31 protein-coding genes are annotated in these 26,480 nt (G+C 41.0%); 23 read left to right on the forward strand and 8 right to left on the reverse strand.

What is annotated here, in order from left to right; all coding sequences use genetic code 11:
• The first annotated feature begins 27 nt into the window (after positions 1-27).
• From AC0VYO_RS06650 to kduD, 16 genes are all read left to right on the forward strand, one after another.
• Complete coding sequence (locus AC0VYO_RS06650; protein ID WP_475368700.1) at positions 28-258, forward strand: hypothetical protein; 231 nt, start codon at positions 28-30, stop codon at positions 256-258.
• 280 nt (positions 259-538) lie between these two features.
• Positions 539-1,831: an ABC transporter substrate-binding protein gene (locus AC0VYO_RS06655; protein WP_475368701.1), complete on the forward strand. Its 1,293-nt coding sequence runs from the start codon at positions 539-541 to the stop codon at positions 1,829-1,831.
• Between the two features lie 83 nt (positions 1,832-1,914).
• Entirely contained in the window at positions 1,915-2,853 is a 939-nt protein-coding gene (locus tag AC0VYO_RS06660; RefSeq protein ID WP_226612502.1) for a carbohydrate ABC transporter permease, read from the forward strand.
• Entirely contained in the window at positions 2,853-3,695 is an 843-nt protein-coding gene (locus AC0VYO_RS06665) for a carbohydrate ABC transporter permease (protein ID WP_475368702.1), read from the forward strand. The genes AC0VYO_RS06660 and AC0VYO_RS06665 overlap by 1 nt, the downstream gene beginning before the upstream one ends.
• A gap of 88 nt (positions 3,696-3,783) precedes the next feature.
• Positions 3,784-4,800: a LacI family DNA-binding transcriptional regulator gene (locus AC0VYO_RS06670; RefSeq protein WP_430241189.1), complete on the forward strand. Its 1,017-nt coding sequence runs from the start codon at positions 3,784-3,786 to the stop codon at positions 4,798-4,800.
• A gap of 36 nt (positions 4,801-4,836) precedes the next feature.
• Complete coding sequence (locus tag AC0VYO_RS06675; protein ID WP_475366956.1) at positions 4,837-6,183, forward strand: GH1 family beta-glucosidase; 1,347 nt, start codon at positions 4,837-4,839, stop codon at positions 6,181-6,183.
• Between the two features lie 135 nt (positions 6,184-6,318).
• Positions 6,319-7,113, forward strand: coding sequence for a hypothetical protein (locus tag AC0VYO_RS06680; RefSeq protein ID WP_475368703.1), 795 nt, complete (start codon positions 6,319-6,321; stop codon positions 7,111-7,113).
• A 605-nt stretch (positions 7,114-7,718) separates the two neighbouring features.
• A complete protein-coding gene (locus AC0VYO_RS06685) occupies positions 7,719-8,768 on the forward strand; it encodes a TRAP transporter substrate-binding protein (protein ID WP_322098425.1) in 1,050 nt (349 codons plus the stop codon).
• 96 nt (positions 8,769-8,864) lie between these two features.
• Positions 8,865-9,404, forward strand: coding sequence for a TRAP transporter small permease (locus AC0VYO_RS06690; RefSeq protein ID WP_475368704.1), 540 nt, complete (start codon positions 8,865-8,867; stop codon positions 9,402-9,404).
• Positions 9,401-10,681, forward strand: a complete 1,281-nt coding sequence (locus AC0VYO_RS06695) for a TRAP transporter large permease (protein WP_475368705.1) — start codon at positions 9,401-9,403, stop codon at positions 10,679-10,681. The genes AC0VYO_RS06690 and AC0VYO_RS06695 overlap by 4 nt, the downstream gene beginning before the upstream one ends.
• Positions 10,682-10,780: 99 nt before the next feature.
• Positions 10,781-11,749 (forward strand): sugar kinase, encoded by a 969-nt coding sequence (locus tag AC0VYO_RS06700; protein WP_475368706.1) that lies wholly within the window; start codon positions 10,781-10,783, stop codon positions 11,747-11,749.
• A 17-nt stretch (positions 11,750-11,766) separates the two neighbouring features.
• On the forward strand, positions 11,767-12,423 hold the full coding sequence (locus AC0VYO_RS06705; protein ID WP_475368707.1) for a bifunctional 4-hydroxy-2-oxoglutarate aldolase/2-dehydro-3-deoxy-phosphogluconate aldolase: 657 nt from the start codon (positions 11,767-11,769) through the stop codon (positions 12,421-12,423).
• Entirely contained in the window at positions 12,420-13,568 is a 1,149-nt protein-coding gene (gene dgoD / locus AC0VYO_RS06710) for a galactonate dehydratase (protein WP_475368708.1), read from the forward strand. Before AC0VYO_RS06705 ends, dgoD begins: the two co-directional genes overlap by 4 nt.
• A gap of 6 nt (positions 13,569-13,574) precedes the next feature.
• On the forward strand, positions 13,575-14,471 hold the full coding sequence (locus AC0VYO_RS06715) for an AEC family transporter (RefSeq protein ID WP_194220866.1): 897 nt from the start codon (positions 13,575-13,577) through the stop codon (positions 14,469-14,471).
• Between the two features lie 73 nt (positions 14,472-14,544).
• Complete coding sequence (locus AC0VYO_RS06720; RefSeq protein WP_404682725.1) at positions 14,545-14,811, forward strand: HPr family phosphocarrier protein; 267 nt, start codon at positions 14,545-14,547, stop codon at positions 14,809-14,811.
• Positions 14,812-14,905: 94 nt separating this feature from the next.
• Positions 14,906-15,667, forward strand: a complete 762-nt coding sequence (gene kduD, locus AC0VYO_RS06725; RefSeq protein WP_475368709.1) for a 2-dehydro-3-deoxy-D-gluconate 5-dehydrogenase KduD — start codon at positions 14,906-14,908, stop codon at positions 15,665-15,667.
• 141 nt (positions 15,668-15,808) lie between these two features.
• Here the strand turns inward: kduD and AC0VYO_RS06730 are convergent, their stop codons facing one another.
• Positions 15,809-16,366 (reverse strand): GNAT family N-acetyltransferase, encoded by a 558-nt coding sequence (locus tag AC0VYO_RS06730; RefSeq protein WP_475368710.1) that lies wholly within the window; start codon positions 16,364-16,366, stop codon positions 15,809-15,811.
• A gap of 201 nt (positions 16,367-16,567) precedes the next feature.
• Between AC0VYO_RS06730 and AC0VYO_RS06735 the strand changes: the two genes are divergently transcribed.
• The gene (locus AC0VYO_RS06735) at positions 16,568-17,344 is read left to right on the forward strand and encodes a DUF2628 domain-containing protein (RefSeq protein ID WP_475368711.1); all 777 of its coding nucleotides are present in this window, start codon (positions 16,568-16,570) and stop codon (positions 17,342-17,344) included.
• 127 nt (positions 17,345-17,471) lie between these two features.
• Complete coding sequence (locus AC0VYO_RS06740) at positions 17,472-17,744, forward strand: hypothetical protein (protein WP_475368712.1); 273 nt, start codon at positions 17,472-17,474, stop codon at positions 17,742-17,744.
• A gap of 62 nt (positions 17,745-17,806) precedes the next feature.
• Here AC0VYO_RS06740 and AC0VYO_RS06745 read toward each other — a convergent pair whose 3' ends face one another.
• The 7 genes from AC0VYO_RS06745 to AC0VYO_RS06775 form a co-directional block, all read right to left on the reverse strand.
• Complete coding sequence (locus AC0VYO_RS06745) at positions 17,807-18,424, reverse strand: sterol desaturase family protein (RefSeq protein WP_475368713.1); 618 nt, start codon at positions 18,422-18,424, stop codon at positions 17,807-17,809.
• A 1-nt stretch (position 18,425) separates the two neighbouring features.
• Entirely contained in the window at positions 18,426-19,112 is a 687-nt protein-coding gene (locus tag AC0VYO_RS06750; protein ID WP_475368714.1) for a GntR family transcriptional regulator, read from the reverse strand.
• A gap of 193 nt (positions 19,113-19,305) precedes the next feature.
• Positions 19,306-20,115 carry a hypothetical protein gene (locus AC0VYO_RS06755; protein ID WP_475368715.1) on the reverse strand — a complete coding sequence of 270 codons (810 nt, stop codon included), beginning with the start codon at positions 20,113-20,115 and terminating at the stop codon, positions 19,306-19,308.
• 428 nt (positions 20,116-20,543) lie between these two features.
• Entirely contained in the window at positions 20,544-20,888 is a 345-nt protein-coding gene (locus AC0VYO_RS06760; protein WP_283152571.1) for a hypothetical protein, read from the reverse strand.
• Positions 20,889-20,914: 26 nt separating this feature from the next.
• Positions 20,915-22,435, reverse strand: a complete 1,521-nt coding sequence (locus AC0VYO_RS06765; RefSeq protein WP_475368716.1) for a T7SS effector LXG polymorphic toxin — start codon at positions 22,433-22,435, stop codon at positions 20,915-20,917.
• 15 nt (positions 22,436-22,450) lie between these two features.
• A complete protein-coding gene (locus AC0VYO_RS06770) occupies positions 22,451-22,729 on the reverse strand; it encodes a DUF5344 family protein (protein WP_283152569.1) in 279 nt (92 codons plus the stop codon).
• Complete coding sequence (locus AC0VYO_RS06775) at positions 22,726-23,094, reverse strand: YwqH-like family protein (protein ID WP_475368717.1); 369 nt, start codon at positions 23,092-23,094, stop codon at positions 22,726-22,728. Before AC0VYO_RS06775 ends, AC0VYO_RS06770 begins: the two co-directional genes overlap by 4 nt.
• A 422-nt stretch (positions 23,095-23,516) precedes the next feature.
• Between AC0VYO_RS06775 and AC0VYO_RS06780 the strand changes: the two genes are divergently transcribed.
• The 5 genes from AC0VYO_RS06780 to AC0VYO_RS06800 all read left to right on the forward strand — a co-directional run bounded on the left by AC0VYO_RS06780 (position 23,517) and on the right by AC0VYO_RS06800 (position 26,446).
• The gene (locus AC0VYO_RS06780; RefSeq protein WP_194220877.1) at positions 23,517-23,783 is read left to right on the forward strand and encodes a hypothetical protein; all 267 of its coding nucleotides are present in this window, start codon (positions 23,517-23,519) and stop codon (positions 23,781-23,783) included.
• A gap of 421 nt (positions 23,784-24,204) precedes the next feature.
• Positions 24,205-24,732, forward strand: coding sequence for a competence protein ComK (locus tag AC0VYO_RS06785; RefSeq protein WP_475368718.1), 528 nt, complete (start codon positions 24,205-24,207; stop codon positions 24,730-24,732).
• A 39-nt stretch (positions 24,733-24,771) separates the two neighbouring features.
• Entirely contained in the window at positions 24,772-25,062 is a 291-nt protein-coding gene (locus AC0VYO_RS06790) for a hypothetical protein (protein ID WP_475368719.1), read from the forward strand.
• 99 nt (positions 25,063-25,161) lie between these two features.
• Positions 25,162-25,359, forward strand: coding sequence for a hypothetical protein (locus AC0VYO_RS06795; RefSeq protein ID WP_430241217.1), 198 nt, complete (start codon positions 25,162-25,164; stop codon positions 25,357-25,359).
• A 256-nt stretch (positions 25,360-25,615) separates the two neighbouring features.
• Positions 25,616-26,446: a DUF2785 domain-containing protein gene (locus AC0VYO_RS06800; RefSeq protein ID WP_475368720.1), complete on the forward strand. Its 831-nt coding sequence runs from the start codon at positions 25,616-25,618 to the stop codon at positions 26,444-26,446.
• The last annotated feature ends 34 nt before the right edge of the window (positions 26,447-26,480 follow it).

The following is a 26,480-nucleotide window of genomic DNA, read 5'->3' on the forward strand; positions in this document are numbered from 1 at the left end:
AATACAACATGTCAAGGTGATGAGCAAATGGATGACGCAAAACGGAAAGAGAAAGAAAAATGGAATGTGACGGTGCTTGTGGTTTTAGTCTTCCTATCATTCCTTTTTCAAGTCTCAATCGTATATGGCTTCTTAGGCTATACTATCTATTTGTTTATCAGCTACTTTTTCTTTTATAAACCAATACGAATGTGGGATGTTGTTTTTTATTTAGGTATGGTTATTGCTTTATTTATTGCACTTAAATTAACCACTTAGCGCTACCAATGTAAACAGCGACCCTCTCTCTAAAACAACTGTAGCAAAGGGATTTATCGTTCCAATCAGGATTCCGCCATCGATGCTTTTAGTTTCAATATTCTAAAAACATTTAAGAAACCGGTTTACAAATTTTTAGAATAATGTTGCTTTTCTAACGATATAATCTTATAATCAGTTTATGAAAACGCTTTACTTTGATGTGAATCGTTCATTTTTTTATTCATTTAGGAAACCGGTTTCCAAGCGTTTTTAAAAATCGCATGAGGGGGAAGTAACGGTGAAAAACAAAAGCAAAAAGAAGTGGTTGGGGTTAGGACTGGCGTCGCTGCTTGTATTTTCTTTAGCAGCTTGTAATGGAAATGACAGTACGTCTGGCGATGGCGGTGATGAAGAGGTTACGTTGAATTTCTGGGCATTTGGTGCAACGAATTATGAAGAGCTTGCGAAGGAATACGAAAAGGAACATCCGAACGTGACGATTAAAGTGAGATCTGCAGAATCAGCCGAGCATCATGATGCGCTTTTTACAGCTTTGTCTGCTGGTAGTGGGGCACCTGATATTGCGGCTTTGGAAGTGGATCAACTGGATCGATTCAAAGAAGCGCAGGGACGTTTTGAGAATTTATATGATCTTGGTGCGAAGGATGTGCAGGATCAATACTTAGATTGGAAATGGGAAGCTGGCGCAAATCAAGAAGGCGATTTCCTAATTGGTCTACCGACGGATATTGGCCCGAAGGCACTGTATTACCGCACGGATCTCTTTGAAGAAGCTGGACTTCCAACAGAGCCAGCGGAAGTAGAATCTCTTATTAATTCCCCTGAAGCGTTTAAAGAAGCGGGAATGAAGCTGAAGGAAGAAACAGGAAAACCATTCGTGGATAGTATCGAAATGGCTTATCGCGCTTATTTAGATGCTTCTGAAAAAACATACTTAAATCCTGACGGTGAACTATTGCTAGGTGAAGAAGGAAACGACGTGAAGAAGGCATATGACTATGCTGTTGAGTTAGATGAAGCAGGCATTGTTGGCAAGCTTGAAATGTGGACACCTGAATGGGCGAACGGCGTAAACAAAGGTGAATTCGCAGCAGAGCTTGGAGCAGGATGGTTGAAGGGATGGATGGAAGGAAATGCCCCTGACGCGGTAGGAAAATGGCGCGTGGCAACACTTCCAACTGAATTCGCAGCGAACTGGGGAGGCTCTTATATTTCCATTCCAAGTGAAACCGATCATCCACAGGAAGCATATGACTTTGTCGAGTGGCTTGTATCCCCTGATAATCAGCTGAAATCATTCCAGAGCAAAGGCTTATTCCCTTCCGCTACTTCTGTCTATGACATGGAAGAGTTCAAAACGAACGAAGATGAGTTCTTTGGTGGGCAAGTAACATCAACTGTTTTTGCTGAAGCGGCACAGGATATTGATGGCGCTGTCTTCAAAGGCGTGAAATACTTCCCTGTTCATCAAGAAGTATTAAATGCGCTTCATAACGTTCAAGAAGGTGGCGATCCTGAGAAAGAATGGAAAGCTGCGATTAAGCGTGCTGAGGAATTAATAGACCGATAGAAGCAGTATTTGTGATGGGATATGGTGGGTAAACCCACCGTATCCTACTTAATCACCGGAAGTGGGGAGAAAGCGTGATTTCAATGAGTGGACAGGAAAGAGGGGTTAAGAAGAAACGATATCGATCTGAAAAGAAAAAGGATATGATTTCAGGCTATTTGTACGTAGCGCCTTTTTTCATTATTTTTGGAGTGATTGGTCTTTATCCCGCTATATTCAGCGTTTATCTTGCGTTTCAGAAATGGAACGGATTAAGTCCAATGAGCTTTGTTGGGCTCGATAATTTTCGGATCGTTTTAGAGGATCCTCTTTTTTGGAAGTCAGTATACAATACGATCATCATGGGATTAATGGGCACGGCGCCACAAATAGTCGTCGGCATTGTGTTGGCGTTTCTATTAAATCTTACATTCCTTCGATTTAAAAATTTCTTTCGAATTACGATCTTTATGCCGTATATCACCTCGATGGTGGCGGTTGCCCTTATATTCAGTGTGTTATTTAGTAATCACGAGTCATCACTCGCCAACTACATGCTAGGCGTCTTCGGATTTGATCCGGTGAATTGGTCCACATCTGAATGGGGAACGAAAATCGCGATTTCCATTATGGTGTTCTGGCGCTGGGTTGGGTACAATACGATCATTTACTTAGCGGGGATCCAAAGCATCTCAAATGATTTATATGAAGCCGCAACGATTGATGGCGCGAATAAGTTTCAGCAGCTTCTCTATATTACGATGCCTTTGCTGAAACCGTTTATCATCTTAACGGTGTTCTTCTCAACAGTTGGGGCACTACAGCTCTTCTCTGAGCCGACGATTTTCTTAGGCGCTGGGGCATTTACACGAGACGAAGCACTAACGGTCGTTATGTACTTGTACCGAGATGCCTTTAAGCTTCAATCCTTTGGTACGGCCTCTGCGACAGCGATTATCCTGCTTGTGATCATTCTTTTCTTTGCAACAATCAATACGCTCATCACATCAGGCAATGGCCGTAAGAAGAAGGGGGTAAGGTAATGGCGAATCGAAAGGAACGAAAAAAAGTCTCTTTCAGTAAAGTGCTCATCTATCTGTTTCTAGGACTCGCTTCACTCTTATCCTTGTTCCCGTTCTACTGGATGTTTGTGATGGCGACGCGTCCGAGTGCAGCTTATAATTCAATCCCGCCTACGATCACGCCAGGCGGCATGCTAGTCGAGAACTTCCAGAAAGTCCTGAATCAAATTGATTTCTTTCAAGCGATGTGGAACTCCTTTCTCATTTGTTCCATCGTTACGCTTGTTGTGCTGTTTATTAGCTCGCTAGCAGGATTTGCGTTCGCAAAATTTAAATTCCCGGGCAAGAACGGATTATTTATCGCAATTTTATTAACGATGATCATTCCCCCACAATTGGGATTGATTCCACAGTATTTTCTCGTATCGAAAGCTGGCCTTCTCGATACGCTTGCTGGGGTTATGGTTGTGTTCTTCCTTAATCCGCTCGGCATCTTCCTCATGAGACAATATGTGAGCGAATCGGTACCCGATGAGCTGATTGAGGCAGCGAAGCTCGATGGCTGTTCGAACTTTAAAATTTATCGAAGCATCGTTGTCCCGATTATTCTTCCGGCTTTTGCAACGCTTGGCATCATTGTGTTTACAGCGGTGTGGGGAGAATTCTTATGGCAATTTACTGTCTTAAGGGACCCGGAGAATTATACAATCCAGGTTGGATTAGCTTCCTTAAGTAACACGTTTAATATTGATTTCGGAATGATCCTCTCAGGCGTGTTCTGGGCAACGATTCCATTGCTCATTATTTTCTTACTGTTTAATCGCCTATTTATTTCGAGTATTACAGAAGGATCAGTAAAATAGAGGCTCAGCCGATATAGAAATTGCTTCACATAGCGTTTCTTAGTAAGCTATCAGTATAAATTCTATTATGATGTCAGAAGGGATAGCGATGAGCCTAACGATTAAAGATATTGCACAAATGGCAGGAGTATCAAGAGCGACCGTTTCGAAAATTATTAACAATTACGGTGGCATTAGTGAAGGAACGAAGAAAAAGGTTCTTAAAGTAATCGAAGAAACAGGCTTTCAGCCAAGCTTTTCAGCTAAGGCGCTAGCGACAAAAAAATCGAATCTCATTGGCCTGATCTATGCTGGCCGAGTGAACGTTGATTTTACACATCCTTTCTTTATGGAAGTTGTAACCGCATTTAAGAAAACAGTCGGGTTACTAGGATATGACATCTTGATGTTCTCGAATGAACAGTTTTATCAGGACAATGGAAGCTACCTTGCAAGGTGCAGGCATTTTCATGTGGATGGCTGTTTGATCATCACAGGTGAGGAAATTGAGGATGCCATTTATGAGCTAGTGGAAAGCGACATCCCGTGTATGGGCATCGATCTAGAACTCAATGGCCCAAGCTCAAGCTATGTGATGACAGACAACATTAACTTGTCTACGAAAGTGATTCAGCATCTGTATCTTAATTCGGTAAAAGATATTGCTTTCATCGGTGGGGGATCAGATTCTGCGATTTCTAACTTGCGAGAAAAAGGATTCCTACAATCGATGAATCAATTTGGTCTAGAAGTGAGAAAAGAGTGGATTCAGTACGGTGATTTTCATGAAGAGAGCGGTTATGCAGCAATGAATCGCATTCTCCAAGGAGAGGCTAGACCTGAGGCGGTATTTGCGGCTTCCGACATGATGGCCTTTGGTGCGCTAAGAGCAATTAAAGAAGCTGGACTCTCGGTTCCTGAGGATATCCGACTAGTTGGATGTGATGATATCGATGCCTGCCGCTACAGTGCTCCGCAGCTCACGACTGTAAGGCAGAATAAAGAGCTGCTCGGTAAGCTTGCTGCTCATATGCTTCATGATTTAACAAATGGTAAAACAGAATTGAAACCCGTTTTTATTGATTCAGAATTGATCGTGAGAGAATCTTGTGGAAGTAAAGTATAACGAAACAGTTACTGACGTGATAATGGAGGGAAGACAATGGCAATTATACAATTTCCAAATGATATGAAGTGGGGCGCGGCAACCGCAGCCTATCAAATCGAAGGGGCCGTAGATGAAGGTGGACGTGGCCAATCGATTTGGGACACCTTTTCGCATACGCCTGGAAATGTGAAGAACGGAGATAATGGAGATGTCGCTTGTGATAGCTATCACCGTTATGAAGAAGATATTGCATTGATGAAGGAGCTAGGCATTGAAATGTATCGCTTCTCCGTCTCCTGGCCGCGTATTTTTCCGAATGGCACAGGGAAGGTCAATGAAGAAGGTCTTCAGTATTACCATCGTTTTGTTGACGCCCTACTCGATCATGGCATTGAACCTATGTGTACACTTTATCACTGGGATTTGCCGCAGGTCCTTCAGGACAAGGGTGGATGGGCAAGCAGAGAAACGACGGATGCGTTTGCTGATTATGCCGAGCTTATGTTTAACGAATTTAATGGGAAAATAAAGCACTGGATTACGATCAATGAACCATGGTGCGTGTCTTTCCTATCAAACTTCATCGGCGTTCACGCACCAGGCAATCAGGATCTCCAGCTTGCGACTACTATTTCACATCATCTTCTATTAGCGCACGGCAAAGCGGTTACGAGATTCAGAGAGTTAGAAATGGAAGGTAACATCGGGTATGCCCCAAACCTCGAATGGAATGAGCCTTTTAGTAATAAGCAGGAGGACATTGACGCCTGCAATCGTGGGATGGGCTGGTTTATCGAATGGTTCTTTGATCCAGTCTTTAAAGGACGGTACCCGGAATTTATGCTGAATTGGTTTGAGAAAAAAGGCGTTTCCCTTACGCTTGAAGATGGCGACCTTGACGTTATTAGTCAGCCTATCGACTTTGTTGGGATCAATTACTACACAGGCAGCGTCGGAAGGTATAAAGAAAACGAGGATTTATTTGATTTAGAGAAAATCGATATCGGCTATAATAAAACGGATATTGGCTGGAACGTATACGGAGAAGGATTCTATAAGGTCCTTAGCAAATTAAAGGATCAATATGGTGATGTCCCGATCTACATTACCGAAAACGGTGCCTGCTATAACGACGGCGTTGAAGATGGTCAGGTTAAAGATGAGCGTCGGATACAGTATTTAAAGCAGCATCTTACTTCGTTAAGTCGAAGTATAGAAGCAGGCGTGAACATTAAAGGCTACTTAACATGGTCTTTGCTTGATAACTTCGAGTGGGCAGAAGGCTATGATAAACGCTTCGGACTCGTCCACGTTAATTTCCGTACGCTAGAAAGAACGAAGAAGGATAGCTATTATTGGTACAAGCAGACGATCGATAATGGTTGGTTTGATATGGAGTAGGATTGTTCCCCTCACCGTGTGGCGGTGGGGGATTTTGATTTACCGTAGAGTCTCATACTCTATATTAGTCGAATGATGGAAAAAAAGAGGAGGACCCTTAAGAGAAATCGAAATAGCAAGACGGAGGGATTGTATATGAACTATGCCGTATCGGTAACAGATACAACAAAAACAAATGAGATTGAAAAGAGCGGACTACAGCTATTAGCATTTCTTGATACATATGAGAGTGCGCTGCAAGAAATTACGACCGTTGAGGAGCCGCCAAGAGGGATTGTTTTCCACGATTTAGAATCAGCCACAAAGCTGTATTCGACGATTCCATTGCCCGCCTACACTTCGAGAGACTTGATCCACTTAACCCCATTACGAGACACGTGGAAGGATATTTATCTATCCACGGTAAAAGATGTGAAAGAGGCAGCGGATTATTATGAAAACCTTGAAATGGTCGATGTAGCAGAGCTTGTTGCCCATGAATTCACGCACCACGCTGACTTCTTCCATTCAGAATTCGATGATTGGGAAGAAGAGAATGCGAATGATATGTGGTTCGAAGAAGGGATTTGCTTCTACTTACCTCGAAAACTCTTAATGTCAGAAGAGCGATTTGAAAAACTGATGAAGGTGGAGCGATTGTTAATTGACGCTCATAAAGAAAAGTATGGGGAATACACGCTAGACGCATTTGGAGAAGCGGGATATCGAGGTGGAGACGACTTTTCTTATTCGGCTGCGTTTTATGATTATTGGAGAAGTACGAATACAGTTGCTGAGCTAATTGATAGCTACTGCGAAGGCAATGTACGTGAGCTTATTCGCTTGTATCGCAAGTGGGTAGAAGGCGGAGAAAAAGGCCGCCTTCAGGATTACTTTATTAATAGGTTTGGACTTTCGGATGAAGTGGCAAGAGTGCTTTGGTTGAGGTGAAGTAGAGTAGTAGTTTGGTTCGACATATTATGACGTAAAGCGGGTGGTGCCTGGCACCATCCGCTTTATGTCTTTGAAAATAAATTTCACTATATTTCTGATAATTAAAGAGGTTACTTAGAACATAAAAATATTTTATTCCCCTAAAAAAGTAGTGGAGACGGTGAAATCGCTATGAATTAATACCTCTCTTAATCCCCGTAGAACAACGACCTTTCCACTAATTCAAAAGTATTTTCATGATTGCGAGAATAATATTTCTAATAATTTTATTTTTGAATAAATATTTTTTCTTAAAACTGTTGTATTAAAAATATATTCATGTATAATCAGATTTACAGAATAAATATTTCACTAAAGAGTCCTTACAGGGGGGATTGAAAGGGAGTCTGGTTCAGCAAAGCGTTAAAATCGCTGTTTTTTTTACTAGGTGTATGAAAGCGGTTACTGAGGTTTGCTGGATTGATTGAAACTTGTCACTTGTCGCAGGGGTCTTATGAAATTGAGAGTTGGGAAAAGAATGCTCTCGCTGTTTTCACTCGGTCTACTTTTAAGTTAGCGACCGAGAAATGAAAAAATAAACTACATAAAGGGGAATGAGTATTTTGAAAAAATTAGCAATGGTACTATCTACTATTCTATTAATTGCCATGCTTGCAGCTTGTGGAAATAGTGGGGAAAAAGCAAGTAGTAATGGCGGAGATGAAAGCGCTTCAAATGGTGGGGAGTCGAAGGTAATTAAAGCAGGTATTGGACTAAATGATCAGCATCCACAGTACAAAGGGTTGTTGAAGTTTAAGGAAATCGTTGAAGAAAAAACAGACGGCGCGATTACAGTTGAAACTTACCACAGTGGTCAGCTAGGCGATGACCGTTCGATGACAGAAGCACTTCAGCTTGGTACTCAGGAAGTAACTGTTCCATCAACAGCACCACTTGCAAACTTTGTTCCAGAATTTAGCGTATTCGATATTCCGTTCCTTTTCCCGAATGAAGAAGTAGCAGATACAGTACTTGATGGGGAAGTTGGTCAGGAACTACTTCAAAAGCTAGAAAGCCAGAATCTTGTTGGATTATCTTACTGGGAGAATGGTTTCCGTGACCTAACAAACAGTAAGCGTGCAGTTGCTACAATGGAAGATTTCGACGGTCTTAAGATCCGTACGATGGAAAATGATCTTCACCTTGACGCTTTTAAAGCACTTGGAGCAAACCCGACACCGATGGCATTTACTGAGCTTTTCACTGCATTGCAACAAGGTACAGTTGATGGTCAGGAAAATCCTTACGCTACAATCTACCTTCAAAAGTTCTATGAAGTACAAAACCATGTTTCAAACACGCACCACATTTACAGCCCGTTCGTATTCTTGATGAGCAAGTCATTCTACGACGGTTTGACAGAAGATCAGCAGAAGATCATGAAAGAAGCTGCGGTTGAAGCTGGTAAGTATGAGCGTAAATTGAACCGTGAAGCAAATGATAAATATCTTCAATCTCTTCAAGATGAAGGCATGGAATATACAGAAATTACACCTGAAGCACGTGAAGAAATGGTGAAAGCTGTAGCACCAGTTATTGATGAATATAAAGGCCAAATTGGTGAAGAAACAGTTGATAAAGTTTACAAAGCAATCGAAGAAGCACAAAAGTAAGTCAATATTGTCAGAGTATACGTTGTCGAGTAACGACGACGTATACTCTTTCTATCTAATTCATTCGTTAAATTGAGAATCTGTTGAGGTGAAAGTATGAATATCATTCGAGCTATAGATCGTAGACTGGAAGAATTCCTGCTCGTAGTCTTTTCAACGTTGATGGTGAGTGTTATTTTCCTGCAAGTTGTGATGCGGGTCACTGGAAACTCCCTATCATGGTCAGAAGAGCTCGGGCGATACAGCTTTATTTGGTTAGTGTACATAGGAATTAGCTACGGTGTGAAGAAGCAGCGACATATTAAAGTGGAAGTCATGCTTCTCTTACTGAAGGAAAAAGGAAAGTTAATCGTCGCAATGATTGCGAATATTTTATTCTTCGTTTTTTGTCTTTACGTCGTTTTCTATGGCTACGATATCGCCAGCCAATTGTTAAGCTTTGGGCAGAAGTCGCCAGCCTTACATATTCCGATGGGGGCCGTATATATGGCAACGCCGATAGGTTTTGGGTTATCTGCCATTCGATTATTACAAAATCTCTATGTTCAGTTCAAAATGCTAACAGGTAAGCAGGAGCTTCAAGTTGAGGACGAGCGTGAACGCATGATGAAACAGGAAGGAGACGATGAGTCATGACAACATTGATACTATTTGGTTCATTTGCCCTTCTCCTGTTCTTAAGTGTACCGATTGGAATTGCGCTTGGCCTTTCAACACTCGTTACAATTTTGTATACAGGAGCTATCCCGATTCCTTTCTTAATGAAGGAACTCGTTACATCCGTTGATTCATTCCCATTAATGGCTGTGCCATTCTTCATCTTAGCAGGTGAAATTATGGGGAAAGGCGGAATCTCGGAGCGACTCTTTAACTTCGCGAATGCGCTTGTAGGAAACAAAACGGGTGGATTTGCGATGGCGACGATCGTAACGTGTATGTTCTTCGCTGCCATTTCTGGTTCAGGTCCCGCAACGGTTGCGGCGATCGGTGGAATTATGATTCCAGCGATGGTGAAGCAGGGATATGATAAGAAATTTGCGACTGCAACAGTTGCAGCTGCTGGTTCGATTGGGGTTATTATTCCTCCAAGTATTCCGATGGTTATCTATGGTGTCGTAGGTGGCGCTTCTATTGGTGACATGTTTATTGCAGGGATTATTCCAGGACTACTAGTTGGGCTTTCACTAATGATTTGGGCATATGTGTATTCGAAAAAACATAATTACCGTGGCTCGGAGCAAAAGACAACGCTAGCAAACGTGTGGAAAACTTTTTGGGAAGCGAAATGGGCTCTTGTGATTCCAGTCATTATTCTTGGTGGGATCTACGGTGGTATCTTTACTCCGACAGAAGCCGCTGTTATCGCAGTTGTGTACGGCATTATTGCAGGATTGTTCTTATACCGCGAGTTAGCATTTAAAGACTTGCCGAAGTTATTAGCAGACGCTTCCTTAACAACGGCAACAGTTCTTATTATCGTAGGATCTGCAACAGCTTTCGGACGTTTGCTAACGATTGAGCAAATTCCAACGCAAGTGGCAAACTTCTTACTCTCCATCTCTGATAGCGAGATCGTTATTATTCTATTAATTACCGTTCTCCTTCTATTAGTAGGTTGTTTCATGGATACGTTAGCAGCAATCATTATTTTAACGCCGATTCTACTCCCAATTGCCGTTAATATCGGGTTCGATCCGATTCACTTCGGTATCATCATGGTTGTTAACTTAGCAATTGGATTTATCACGCCTCCTCTAGGTGTGAACCTTTTCGTTGGTTCAGGTATTTCCGGGCTATCCATTGAACAGTTATCAAAGGCCATTATTCCATATTTCTTCGCGATGGTATTCTCGCTCTTAATGATTACCTTTATACCGGAATTGTCTCTATGGCTGATTAGTTTTGGAGAGTAGCGAGGCATAGTTCTCATTTATTTCATAAATCCCTTGCTTTCATGCAAGGGGTTTTTGTTACATAGTAAAGTCGAAAATAGGAAAAGAGTGGTGATCCCCTTGAAGTCACTGGATGTTGTGACGTTAGGTGAAACAATGGTGTTATTTAGTACGAGAGATCAGGTATCTCTTGAGTATGCTCATCACGTGACGAAGCAAATCGCTGGGGCAGAATCCAATGTCGCGATCGGTTTGTCACGTTTGGGTGTGAAAACGGGATGGATTAGCAAGCTTGGAGAAGACCCTTTTGGTCGCTATGTTCATAAAATCATTCGTGGTGAAGGAGTGGACACGAGTGAGGTTCTGTTTACAGATGAAGCGAATACCTCCGTCTTTTTTAAAGAAAAGGTGTCTGCAGAGAATGTGAATGTGTATTACTATCGGAAAGATTCGGCGGCAAGTCTGCTCAAGAAATCTGATTTGAACGAAGACTACCTGTCATCCGCACGATTTTTACATGTGACAGGCATTACTCCGGCTCTCAGTGAGTCGTGTAAAGAAGCTGTTCTACATGCAATCCGTCTCGCGAGATCAAATGGGTTAACGGTTGTGTTTGATCCGAATATTCGCTATAAGCTTTGGAAAGATCAGGAGGAAGCTCGTAACGTTCTCCTTGAAATCGCTTCTCTATCAGACTATATCCTGCCAGGGGTTGATGAGGCGCACTTTCTAACGGGTGAGCATGACTACAACAAGGCCGCAAATGCTCTATTAACGCGAGATGATCAAACGGTTATTATGAAACTTGGAGCAGAGGGCGCTTATTATTCTTCCAAACACGAATCGGGTGAAGTGTCAGGTTATCCGGTTAAGCGTGTTGTGGATCCAGTTGGAGCTGGTGATGGCTTCGCTGCAGGTGTGATTAGTAGTTTAGTAGAAGGGTGCACAATTCCAGAAGCTGTGGAACGCGGCAATGCGGTTGGCTCATTCGTCGTTCAAATGAACGGTGATGTGGAAGGGCTTCCAACTATGAAGCAACTTGAACAATTTATGACTTCGGGAAAACGTCACGCCGACGTTGAACGGTAGGAAAGGTGGCATGTAAATTGGAAAAAGCGAAGAAGCTGATGCAAATTCAATCTTCAGGGGTCGTTGCGGTAATTAGAAGGCAGCGTCCGGAAGATGTTTTACCTCTGGCTGAAGCCCTCGTTAAGGGTGGAGTAACAACACTTGAGGTCACAGTGGATAGTGAACAGTCGTACCAATTAATTGGAGAGGTGAAAAAACGTCTAGGATCAACAGCTCTCGTAGGAGCGGGGACCGTACTTGATGCAGAAACGGCCCGTACCGCTATTCAGGCGGGAGCCGATTTTATTTTCTCACCAACATATAACGCTAGTCTAATTGAAATGGCAAAACGATACGGAGTCATCTCCATTCCTGGTGTTCTAACGCCGAGTGAAATGGTGGAAGCTTATCAAGCAGGAGCTGATATTGTCAAAGTATTTCCGGCTTCCGCTTTTGGTCCATCTTATATTAAGGATCTACAGGGGCCACTTGGACACATCCCGATGATTCCGACGGGCGGGGTCAATGTTGAAAATATCGGAACTTATATAGCGAATGGAGCAATAGCGACAGGCGTTGGTGGATCACTAGTGAATCAATCGTTCATCGACAATCAGGATTTTGGAAGCATTACAACTCTTGCTGAACAATTTGCGGAAGCTGTTAAAGAAGCTAGAACGGAGAGTGAATCATGAAAATTATGAGTATCGAAACATATGTCGTGCCCCCGAGATGGCTGTTTCTAAAGATCACGACAGACGAAGGCATTGTTGGATGGGGAGAACCTGTGATTGAAGGACGCGCGGCCACGGTTGAAGCTGCCGTTCATGAGCTGAAGGATTATCTGATTGGAAAAGACCCGCTTCCTATCGAAGATCATTGGAATGTGATGTATCGTTCTGGTTTTTACCGAGGTGGACCGATTCATATGAGTGCGATCGCTGGGATAGATCAAGCGCTCTGGGACATTAAGGGGAAATTCTACAATGCGCCGATTTCGGAGCTAATGGGCGGCAAGTGTCGCGATTCGATCGACGTGTATTCCTGGATAGGAGGAGACCGTCCTTCAGACGTAGGCCGTGCAGCGCAAGAAGCTGCAGAGAAAGGGTTTCGCGCGATTAAGATGAACGGTACCGAAGAATTGCAGTACATTGATTCTTATAAAAAGGTTGATGAAACGCTTGAGAGAGTGGATGCGGTACGTAAAGCTGTTGGAAAAGATGTAGGAATCGGCATTGATTTCCACGGTCGTGTACATAAGCCGATGGCAAAGATTCTCGCGAAGGAGCTTGAAGCGTATCGCCCGATGTTTATCGAGGAACCTGTTTTACCAGAAAATAATGAGGCTCTGAAGGAAATCGCTTCCCACACGTCGATTCCGATTGCGACGGGAGAGCGGATGTATTCACGCTGGGATTTCAAAAAAGTACTTGCTGACGGGTATGTTGATATTATTCAGCCGGATTTATCTCATGCTGGCGGAATTACGGAGTGTAAGAAGATCGCAACGATGGCGGAGGCTTATGATGTAGGACTCGCACCACACTGTCCGCTTGGACCGATTGCGTTAGCATCTTGCTTGCAAGTCGATGCCACGTGTCACAACGCGTTTATTCAAGAGCAGAGCCTTGGCATTCATTACAACCAGGGAAGTGATTTGCTCGATTATATTACGGATTCGTCTGTTTTTTCTTACGAGAATGGCAAGGTTTCGATGCTGACTGGACCTGGTCTTGGCATTGAAATTAATGAAGAGAAAGTCGTTGAGATGGCTCGAGTTGGTCATCGCTGGCGCAATCCTGTCTGGAGGCATTCAGATGGTAGCGTTGCCGAGTGGTAAGCAGAGATGACGGTATTTATTCAGGTTGTATTGCCTGTCCTACTTGTGTTTGGTGCAGGTTATTTACTTCAAAAATTAGCTAAATTAGATCTTAAATCTGTTTCGACAGTAGCGCTCTACATCATGCTTCCGTGTCTTGTGTTTAAGACGTTCTATAACGCAGACTTAAACGGTGAATACGTCATGATGCTCGTATTTTCTGCCCTTCTTCTTGTGAGTATTTTAGTCATTAATAAAGTGGTGGCCAAAGTAAAAGGCTATGATGCATCAATGGAGAGCGGCTTAATTTTATCAACGGCATTTATGAACTCGGGTAATTACGGCGCACCGATTATTCTTTTTGCTTTCGGTGAAGCAGGGTTTGTCTATTCCGTATCCTTTCTCGTTCTGCAAGCGATCATTATGAATTTCTTTGGCGTGTACTATGCGGCGAGAGGAAAATCAGGGCTCCGTATGGCGATTGTCTCTGTGCTGAAGATGCCACCGACCTATGCGGTGATTGTGGCACTAATTATGAACCTTGGTTCTATAAAAATGCCTGGGAATCTTATGTCGAGCGTAGATCTACTTGCAAATGCCTCCATTCCAATGGTTATGGTCGTTCTAGGTATGCAGCTTGCGGGTATTTCTATCAAGAATATGGATTGGTCGAAAGCTTCCTATGCTTCCGTCGTGCGATTGATTGCATCACCAGCCATCGCATTTGTGTTAACACTCCTTTTACCAATGAGTGATTTAATGGCGAGCGTGCTCATTGTCTCTGCTGCTATGCCATCTGCTGCAACGACAACCATTTATGCTGTGCAGTTTGATTCAAAACCAGAGCTAGTATCAAGTATTACCTTAATGACAACGTTGCTTAGTGTGATCACGATTCCGCTTCTATTGATGATGTATATCTAGCGAAGCGATCTGTTATTTGAAAAGAAGATGCAGCATGTTTTGCTGACATCATAAATGAAAGGGTGAAGAAATAATGGAGAATAAAGTAGAAAAGAAAATTCCTGTTTATATGACAGAATCTCAAACGATCATCGAATTGAGCCAAATTATTCAGCAATACGACGCAGAAATTATTCTTAAGAAGAATGTGAATGGAAGCATAATTGAAGCGAACTTAAAGAGCTTTCTAGGATTAATCAATCTTCGTTTACATGACGGCGATGAAATCGTCGTGGAATGTGTGGGAGAAGATGCGAAGGAAGCGCTTAGTGAAGTGGAAGTGTTTTTGAGTAAGGGATGATGAGGACGGATGGGGGACAGGTGCGTACCTGTCCCCCGTTCCGTTCCTGCGTTACCACGTTATGACATTAAATACAAAAAGGAGCGATCAGATCATGGGAATGAATTTATTTGATTTAAGTGGCAAGGTGGCAGCTATTTCAGGGGCTACAAGAGGAATCGGTAAATCAATGGCACTTGCTTTGGCGGAAGCAGGAGCGGATATTGCTCTCCTTCAGCGCAATACAGAACAAACGGATGTAAAAGAAGAGATTGAGAAACTGGGAAGAACTTGCGCAATCATTCCGTGTGATTTAGAAAAAACAGACGAAGTAAAGGCAGCCATACCAACCGTAGTCTCTCGGTTTGGAACAATTGATATTCTTGTGAATAATGCAGGGATACAGCGCAGATCACCTTCTGTTGATTTCTCTGAAACCGATTGGGACGAAGTTCTGGATATTAACTTAAAAACGGTATGGCTATTATGTCAGGAAGCTGGCCGTCACATGCTTCCAAAAGGACAGGGGAAAATTATTAATGTTGCTTCGTTACTTTCGTTCCAAGGTGGCATTAACGTTCCAGCTTATGCCGCTGCAAAAGGTGGCGTAGCGCAATTAACAAAAGCACTATCGAATGAATGGGCCAAGCATCATGTGAATGTAAATGCCATCGTCCCAGGATATATTGCAACAGATATGAACACCGCGATACTTGAAGACGAGAAGCGGAACGCTCAAATTCTTGACCGCATCCCAGCGGATCGTTGGGGCAACCCTGATGATTTCAAGGGAACTGCTGTGTATTTATCCTCATCTGCCTCTAACTATGTTCACGGCCATCTTGTAGCAGTTGATGGTGGATGGCTTGGACGATAATCGAATAGTGAATTGAGAGGGAGAGGCATACGATCTTATCTCACATGAATAAGAAAGCGGCTGACAAATATTTTGTCAGCCGCTTTTCATTTAAACGACAAATAGTGACATAAAGCGGGTGGTGACAGGCACCTTACAACCTTACAACTTCTTCCACTCCGACCTTAACATCGCATACTGATATTCATCTACCCACTGCCCTTTGGACATAAAGTTCTGTAGTAAATGGCCTTCTCGTCTCATATTCAATCTTTCCAACAAGGCGATCGATTTATGGTTGCGAACATCAGAAAATGCGATCACTTTGTGTTTCCCTAACGTCTCGAAAATATAGCGGAATAACGCTTCGACAGCTTCAGTAGCATACCCTTTCCCCTGAAAACCCTGGGAAATAGTGAACCCAACTTCAACGATCCGTGGTTCATCTAATAGCGTGTGCAGTGCACAATCTCCAATCAACTGATTTGTATCTGCTAAAGCAATAGCAAATTGAAACCAGCTACCAGGTTGATTTGGCTCTTGAGTAAGCTGACTCTTAACGAATACTTCAGCATCTTCATACTGATAATTATCCCAGGACTGGTACTTAGCAACCTCTGGGTGTGAGCGATACGAGTAGAACGGTGGAATATCTGACATTTGAAATCGTCGTAAAGTCAGGCGAGGAGACTTAACGAAAATTTGGCTAGCTTTTATCATTGTTCTTACCTCCGGAAATCAATGGCGTTTACATTTGTGTTCTCCCACTGAATTATCTCAAAAATCATGAGTGTTTACTATGTTTTGTAAAAAGAGGGGATTTGCATAGCAATGAATGCTTCTTTTTCCCAAAAAAGGTTGCCTCGCCCCAAATGGTCACGTATCCTTAAAAAGCATGAAAATAGGAATTGGGGGAGTACGATGAGTTGGTTCAATCGAAATAAGAATGACATTAAGTGGACAGAGCTTGATGAAGAAACACGTGAAGAGATGCTGGCATTTACGGGTAAAAGGGATAAAGTTTATAAAAAGAAGTGGGAAAAGTTATCGACTAAGAAGTCACCTATTTCGTGGAACTGGGCATCATTTTTCTTAAGCTTGTTTTGGTTTACATACCGTAAAATGAACGTATTTGCATACTTGTTCCTCGGTATTATCGTCATAGTGGACGTTTTATCGATTGTATTTTTTAAGAAAGCATTACCAGGTTCAACGATAGCGCCTGCTTATATTGTTTTGGCTCTGTTTGGAAATAAGCTCTATTTTGATTTTGCGTTAAGCAAAGTAAAGAAGCTGAAAGACCTTTATCCCGATCGTGATGAGCGTCTTGCCGTGATTAAAAAGCGTGGAGGCGTGAGCTGGTTATATGCGCTTCTATTTGTGGTCGTCATGATGATCTACGGTTTTGGAAGTGCGGCTCTAGAAGAGGAAGTTTACTATTCCTACATGGAACCTAAATTCACAGAAGCTGCTGAATTACAGGATTCAGGTAAATTAGATGAAGCGATGGGCATTTACAATGACATCGAAAATGACAACATACCTGTGCCATCCATTCACTTTAACAAAGCGCTTATATATGAAGAGCAAGGAGAATTTGAAAAAGCGTTAATTGAGATGAATACATACATTGGATTAGAGCCTGAGGATGGGGAAGCAATGGAAATTAAAGAAGAGATTGAGGCGAATATGAAATAGAGGGAAGAGAGATGGGGTCAGGTGCGTACCTGACCCCCTTCGCGTACATTTGTCTTTTTCATTTACATATTTCTCCTCTTTTAATCAATAATAAGAAAAAAACCGGATGATTAAAGGAGTGGGTATTATGGATGAAATAAACCAGCAAGTGTTACGAGAAGCCCATCAGGCATGCGGAGATATTGAAACCATTCGTCAGCAGTTGATAGATGCGAGGCAACGAGGAGAACTGGCGTTAGCGCAACGATTTGAAGAAGAATTAATTCGAGCAGAGCAAGTCGCCAGAGAGTGCCAGCGGAAGCTTCAACAAACTACAGCAGGAAGTCTTGAGGGGGAGCAAATTCTCCAGCAGATCACTCATGACTTAACGACGTGTGGTCAAACATTGCGTCAACAATAAGAATGAATAATCCATAGAAAAAGGGGCTGACATGAGAATGTCAGTCCCTTTTTGAGATTTTGCTACGGACGCTGCTCTAAATCCTTCGCCGTCTGACTCATTTGTACATCCTTTTCATTTTTTAATGTGCCAAACAGTACATCAACGAACGGAGTAGAAACACCGTACCAATAATTTTCGTTTTTATAATGATGCAAAATGTGCGTTTTCTTGATCCACTGCCCAAACCTTGTTTTGGGCTTAAACGGTCGATGGGCAATGTAATGTTTCCATTCGTAGACGAAGAACATAGCGAGCAATCCTGTGCTAAAGGAAAGTGAGAGCAGTAGAGATCCAGACAGGACATAGAAGATCAAACAAAGGAGCAGCAAATTCGGAAAGCTATACCAGATCGGTAGAAATAATAATTTGAGATCATTCGGCATTTTGTGATGGTCGTAGTGCAACCGTTTAATAAGCTTAAGAAGTAATGGATTGTTAGGTGTTTTAATGTGAAACAAAAAGCGGTGTGTGAGGTATTCACTAAACATATAGGTGACAATCCCAATGATTATAAACACTGGGACAAGGTGAGAGAGGGTCATTGTCAGTAAGAAGCCAAGAACGATGAGAAATAGGATAAACATGATCAAGATATCAAGGTGGAAGAAAAAATCACGATACAATCCTTTTGCTTTCAAGTTATATGCCCCCGTTCATTTTCGTTTTCCAGAGTTCCAGGCTCGTAGACATCATCTCTTTCGTCAGAGACTCTGCGTGATCAAGATCTCCTTTTAACGTAGCTTCGAGAAACTGCTCATAATAGTGCTTTGATGCTTGACGATGAGAAGGGTCTAGAAAGTACTTTTCAGCCATTTTGCCATAGATGTCTTGAAAACTATTAAGGATTAGAAGAAAGATGGGATTATGTGAGAGCTCAGCAATGTTTTTCTGTAGACTCCAATCAAAATTAGCGTATGATTTCGGATCGTCTGTTAGCTCTTCAAGTGGGATGAAAAGCGAAATGATTTGGAGTCTGTGATGAAGAAGAGCATCCCGGACATAAGCAGGTGTTAACGTAATACGTAGCTCGAGCATGTAAACGATAAACTCATCAGGTATATCTTCGTGGTGCTGGAGGATGTTCACGATCGTCATTAAATTGCCATGCTTCCAGTAATCATTTACAATCGCTGGCGCACCTTTACGAATCGTTATCCATCCATCACGCTCTAGTCTCTGTAAGGCTTCACGAATGGTAGGGCGACCTACTTGATAGTGGGTAGCGAGTTCTCGTTCAGGAGGGAGCGGATCGTTAGTCGCCCATTCTTGTTCTAAAATAGAGTGTATGAGCTGTTTAGTGATTTTTTCGGACGATCGTTCTTTCATTGAGTGTGATCACCTCGATTCTGGTAAGACCAGAGTTTTTGTTGGTAATACCATTATAATATAAGGGAAAGGGAATATGTGGGTTTTTGTTTGAAAATTCTGTTTTGTAATTAATGATAGAATACAAAAAAACTCTACAAATGAAATTTTTGTAGAGTTTATCAAAAGAGGTATTCGATAGAAAGGGAAGTTGTCAACTATTTTCCATTTGATAAGAGGCATACGCCCCTATATCCTTGAGAGTGTTTTCCCACTGTTCTTGATCAGCCAAATAAATATAAACGGGTTTCTTAGGGTCTTCTGTATATTCACTAATCCAAACGCCTTTTGATGAAGGGAGGAAGAAAATGATATTTTCTAGATAAATTTCTTCTTCAGGTGTCACGATGTTAAAGTTGGAGATGTTGAATAGAGTCCAGTCGAATTGTTTAAGGTCCTCTGTGAAACAGTTAAAACTAGTTTCTTCTGATGGTGTGAATTTAGATTTCTTTCTTACTTTATCTATTTTGTTAGGATTACTTAACAGATCAAATGATCGATCGCTAAGAGAAAACGGCTCTACTTTTTCATAGTTTTCGAATGTAATGCCGTAAAATGCTTTCATATGATCTGAAATCTCTTCGGAAGAGATCAGAGAAAACTCATGAATGATATCCCGATCAATAATATGGGAGAGCCATTCGTCTCCTTCATAATGATGGAGCATTAAAACAGCTTTTTGTGGAGCGTTTGAACAACGAATCATCCGTTTAGAAGCGACGTACTTCGTAAGAAAATCAGTTGTTTCTTTCGTAAGAGGATTTTCTCCTTTTGCCTCTCGTTCTTCATCCCACATTTGCTTTAAAATTAGTTGTTTACTAGTTGCTTCTAAAATAGCAATCCATTCTTTTTCAGACTTTTCACCGATTGCCGACTCCGCTATTCCTTTAGCAACACTTTGATGGCCAATCGCACTAACCATAAGGGCTAGCTCTTCTGTTGTGCAGGTTAGTAGGTGGTTCATTTATATACCTCCAATTTTTCATAAAAAGATGGCTTTTAAAGATCGGTAGATAACTTGATACACAATGATAGATAATATGATTTGAATTATCAAAGCTGACAATAGGTAGATTTTTCTTAGGAACCAATTATATTTTGCGGATTTTGAATACCAATAATAACCAGAACCGATCGTTATTTTCATAGAAAAATTCATTGCTTTATGAATTATATTACTAGGGTTTTGGACAAGGGTAGATAAGTAAAAATTCACCATAGTTCTTTCGAGTAATAGAATAGTGACCCCATACATAACTTGTATCCCTAATATATAGAATAATAAAATTCTGATAATTTCTATAAACTCATTCATTGTAAATCCCATTTTTTGCTCCATTTTTATTAATCAAATGATCAAGCTGTAACATATTAAACTGAATCTGCTTAGTGTTATAAGAATACTGCTTTCATCGATCTATATATAATTTGATAAATAACAATAGATAAAACCCCTTGAACAAAGAGTGCAATTGCAAAGAAGGTTTTTCTTAAAAACCAATTGTAATGTGCTACTTTTTTGTAAATAAAATAAGCAGAACCTGTTACTGACATGGATATAATATTTAATGTTTTCTCTAGAAAATTACTTGATTTTCTGTCTATATCAAAAACATATGTATTAATCATTATTCTTTCAAGTAAAAGAACACCCAGTCCAAACATAAATTGTATCCCTAATAGGTACAAGATTAATATTCTCGCTATTTCAATAAATTCTCTGATGGTAAATCCCAAAACGTTCACCTTCTTAAATATGTTTATTAATTAAACCAACTTGTAACAGATTTTCCAACTTTGTTTATCATACCATCAACACTTTCTCCTATCTCTTCTCCTAAATCTTTTATTTTATCACCATATTTCGAACTAACAATACCACCTACTAATCCGCCAATTGCACCTCCAACCACAATACCAACTGGTCCTCCAACGCTTCCAATAGTTGCACCGACCTTAGTGCCAACACCAATAGCAACAAAATCAGTGCCAAATCCGAAAAATGCTCTTCCAGCCTTTTCTGCAACACTCTTATTTGCATTTTCAGGAGCAGAAAATTCACCTAAATTAGATACTACAGAAATTCCTAAACCTACAATTGAAATCCCTTTAGCAGCTCCACTAAAGCCTTTTGCACTTGCAGTGTTTGCTAAAATATCTTTAGTCCCGGTTTTCATTCGATCTACGGTTCCTTTTAATAAATCTGACCCACTTAATTTATTAAAATTCTTAGGAAAGCCTGCAACATGCTTATAAAGGTGTGCTGGACTATCATATGAAGATACAAATTTATGCATCGGTTTCATGAATGGATTTGTAGGAGAAGAGGCTCTTGAAAAATCTAAGATTTTTTTTGCAAGAGGTGAACTATGGCCTCCTCTACTTGTCCAAGAGGGATCTGTTTTTACACTGAATTCATAGTTTCCTTTTATTCTATTCCAAATAGTTGGTTTGCTACCGAAATAATGAATATCTAATTTTCTTGATACTAAAAGTGTTGTTGCAGATGCTAAAGTTTGATAACCGACTAACAAGTTATCTCCAAAGCTCATTTGCTTATTGATGTAATCAAATGGAGACGTAAACATATTACCATAGCTTGCTAACTTTTGATTTGTTAGTTGGGATTGGAGACTATTGTAGCTTGATAAGTTATCTAACTGTTTGTCAGAATAACTATTGATGTTTATACTCCCGCCATTAAACATCTCCCGAACGTCTTCAATAAATGCTTTAATAGTATGCAAATCTTTCTCAACATTGTCTAATGCTTTCGTTTGAGCTTGATCGAATTTCATTAAATCTTCAACGGTTTGATCAGATTCTTTTAATGCTTTTAGGTATGTACTATGGAAACGATCATCATCTAACTTTGGAGCATAAATAATATCGCTTACGCCGCCAATAATTGCGTTTGTTTCAGTAACTAGTTGTGATGTATTGTTATTCGCTTTGTTCAATCCGTTGGTTAAATCATTTTCGATGAAGTCTTGTCTTATGAAACCTTTTTCGGAAGACTCAAGAGTCAGTTCAGCATCTTTTATTTGCGTAAGGGCATTTGAGTAACTCTCTAGAGCATAGGAAAAGGCTTCAAGAAGTAAAAAGTGGAAGTCTTGATAAAAAGAACGGACTGATTCACCACCCTTACCACCAAACGCATCATCTAAGTTAGCGAACTCTTTTATATTATCCATTAGACTTTGAAGTTGATCATTTTGAGTTGATAATGCTTTTTCTAAATGATTGATATCAGATTGAAAAGACTCAGCATCTAAGACTTTCATAAACTCATATGCCTCCTATCGCAATTTAATGGACGAAGATAGTTGTTGATCAGTATTTTCCATATCTGATAGAGCTTTGCGGACAGATTCATTATTTGCCACAAGAACTTCTTTGTAAGAGTTACCTATTTCAGTTAGGAGCTGGTTCAGTTGATTCATTCGATCAACAACGTCTAATCTATTTTCTGTTGCAAGGTTATGTGGTACTTCTGTTTTAAGGGAATGCAGTGTTTTTTCAATTCTTGAAATGGATTGTTCTACTTCACCATATTTGATTCGTATCTCTTTACTCATTGAACGGATGTCCTTTCTTTTTCTTCGTTTTTAAGCCGTAGTTTTTCGTGGGAAATACTTGATTCTACCATTCCTATTTCTATACGCAGTCTCGTTATTTTGTCTTCTAATGTTGATAGGACTGAATTAAGTTGAGAAATCGATATATCGTTATAAGCTTCTTTCTTGTCTTCACGGATATTCTTAAAAGAATCTGCTAACGTACCGTGCCAGGTGGAAGGGGTCAATTCAGGATCGTCAACCAGGTGTCGATTATGTATAAATTCATCCTGTATACTATCAAGCTTTCTAGTACATGTTTCCAATCGGGCTAACTGTTCCCTTTTTTCAGTTAGGTCTGATTGCAATTGAAATAAATAGGACATTTGCGCTATCCCCTTTGTATGGTTGATAAGAAAAATCATACTCAAGCAGTAGTATATGGTACCAAATGGAAGGGTTCTGGTAAATAGGTTGTTCTACCTGTTCGTGAGACTGACGTACGGGGTACTTGTACCTATACCCTGTTTTCACTTCTATTTAACCATATTTTTGTAAAAAATGGTAATAGTGTTACTAGGTGGTTTTTTATAGCTTCATAGAGTTTACGTAGCCTTCACTAACAGGTTTGATTATGAAAAGGAGTTAGATGTTAAATGGTTAGGGTGTTCGTTTATCGGGAAAGTACGGAGTAGACTCTGTTAAAGAATGTTCATACTTTTGCCATAACAAAAACGAGATTGGCGCTGTTATACTTAGGATAGAAGTCATGAATCAGTTCACCTAGAAAAGGAAAGAAGGAAAAATGATGAGCACAGAATCTGAATCTAAACTATTGTTTTCATTGAGCATTGTGCAGTTTATCCTATCTGCGTTAATACTTTTACTTCCGATTATGTATCTGATTACTCCTGAAGAGGAGAATTTACTATTATACGGCATTATGGGATTTGGCGTAATTAATTTACTTGCTGGTATTTCGAAACGTATCAAAGGGGAGCACCGTTCTGGTATGTTTTACTCCATCGCGGGAGTTGTCCTGTTTGCGATTGGTGTAAGCATGTTGATGTTTTAATAGATTCTTATAGTAGACAGACCTATTCTCATGTGAGAGTAGGTCTGTTTTTGTATGGAGTAGGGAGAACGTTTGGCTGCATCTCTTCATTAAGCGTAGGTGATTCGACAGGAAGTTACATAAAGCGGGTGGTGACAGGCACTCGTGGGTCTTATCTACTAAAAAAAGTATTTGAATATTTCGGAATATTATCTATAATCAAGGTGAAGGGTGGAAATATTTACAAGGGTATACAAGGGCGATTTGAAGTCATGTATTTCTTGCTTTTGAGGAGGTGATGAGAAAAGTGAATGGATACATAAAAGCCCCAGAATGTTTTGTCTTGGTGGACACATTCTGGGGCAGTTGTTGGCGTGCAAACCAACATTGATTTTAGTATACCCTGTATTCAAGCAGAGGGGAACCGTAATGGTGAATGCGAATGAATCTTATACCCGATTTAAAGGGACGGAAGGGAAAAGTAGGCATGGTCAATAACGAAGTAGAAATCTTAAATGACTATGAAATTAGTAAAACGACCAGGGCGATTGTAGTGGCGAAAGAGGTTGGGTTTAGTTCGAGAATTTATGATCGATGCGGTATCTTTTTATCAACAACATCTCCAGTAGATTTAATTAGGCAGGCTTGTCTTGAAGCTGGGGTTACGTATGAAGGGCGAAGAAAGGCGGTTATCTATCATTTGAAGTACGAACAGCAGACGCCCATCATCGTTTCCAATTGGAATGCGATTTCGGTTTTTCCAACAGAGTCACCTGAAAGCATCGATTGCTGCTGGGTATTTTACCAGCATGTTAGAGATGTGTATGCGATCACGAAGAGTACTACAATGATTTTGTTTCAGGATGGTTTTGAGCTCCTGGTTCCTGTCTCAAAGGGCAGACTACAAAAGCAAATGGAGCGAATGGGGCGCTGGATTAGTCATTATTCGAATAATCCGGTTTATTGTTGAGAGCGTTGGAGGGGTCAGGCACGTGCCTGCCCCCTTCCAGTGAAAAAGGTCGCAGTGGATGGTTTTGATCAGGATGGTTTGCTTGATGTGTTTCCTGGAGGAGGTTGTGGTCCTTTATGGATCGCAGTGATGAGAGTTAATCAGGAACGTCTTGGTGAGGGAATAAAGAAAATGGTGAGAACGAAGCGTTGGAAGTATTTCTTCAAAGGTATTCCTGAGGAAGAGTATGAAAAAGTGGAGGATGTCCTTCACTTTGACCCGAAAGAGGCAGTTCTTCAATCAGGGAATCTATCAGAAGTGAGAGCTTTTCTGCAGAAAAAAATGAGATAGAAGTACGTACCAACCACATTACCAATTACTTGAAGGATTGAAACAAGTAAAACGAGAAGTAGTTAGTGTGATAGATCATGGTGTTGGAGGTGGAGGTAGATGGAAGATACAGTGTTCTGGATTATGATCGGCGGTGGTTTACTGTCCCTCATTGCCTGGGGATGGTATTATGGGTCACTCGGAAAACGAATTGCGAAGGAAGAAGAAAAGGCAGGACGAGATCTCACGTATGAAATCAATCCGTTTACGGGGAGTTCGCACGGTGTTGATTCGAAGAAGAAGCAGGATTGTAAATAAGGTGATACTCTGCTAAGTGCTTGGAGATTTTGGTTTGGTGATCAGTTTGTTCTTGATCCTCACTTATATTGAATTCCTGAAAAAGAAGGCGGGATTAAGTAGGAAATACAGATGGACGAGAGCGATGGGATCGATGATGTTTTTTACTTGTCTCACCATCTATTCGTATCTGAAATAGGCAGAAGGAGTGAAAAAGCTGCGTTGTAGCGCAGCTTTTTTCTGTCGATTATTTTCATGTGGAAAGGGTGAACGAATAGTGGATTTGAAGCTAGCATTGGAAAAATTGAATTTGAACGATAGGCAAGGAGATCTTGATCACCTTATTAATAATATGCTTCAGCAAATCGGTAGTACAGATCCTGTTTTAAGAGATGAACTCATTTATACGACGTTTGGCAAACTGGTTATGATGGATTTCTTAAATGAAGAACAATTGACTCATCTATTGAACGTTTGTCTTGATCAAGATCACCTTTTTTATGAAATGGGAGAGCGAGAGACAGACTCGGTTTTCACACGTTCTTTCTCGGCTTTGGTGGTTGCACTTGTAGTCGAAAAAGATCGCTCAAATCGTTTCCTTAAGAAAGAACAAATCGAAGCTTCGATAGAAGGAATTATACGTTATTTACAAGCAGAGCAGGATACGCGCGGGTTTGTAGCGTTAAAGGGGTGGGCGCATAGTATTGCTCACGGAGCAGATGCTCTTGCGGAATTAATCAGACATCCGTTTTTTGATAGGGAGAAAACGGTTGAATGTCTTGATGCGATTCAAGAGTGCCTTTTCAAAGAAGGTACATATGTGGACGATGAGGACGAACGGCTTTTGTTTGCGATCGAAGCGCTTTTGGAGAAGGGAATGAAGGAGGAGTGGCTGAGTAATTGGGTGACGTCACTTAGTGACAATCTTGAATCCCTTTTTGAAGTGGAAAGGTATAGTGTGGCATTCTTTCATAAGAAGGGGAACGTCTTAAGTTTCCTGAAAAGCTGTTATTTTAGGCTGTTGATCAGGGATACGTGTTCTGATGCGAGGAGTGTAATTGAAGACGTCGTGGAGAAATGGACGAGGAAGATTTATTTAGGAGATTGAGCGTGGTACATAAGAAGCGGTGTTACAACGATCT

It is taken from the genome of Anaerobacillus sp. 63XJN7_4_ISO-PGPR-S23-413 (assembly GCF_056173725.1).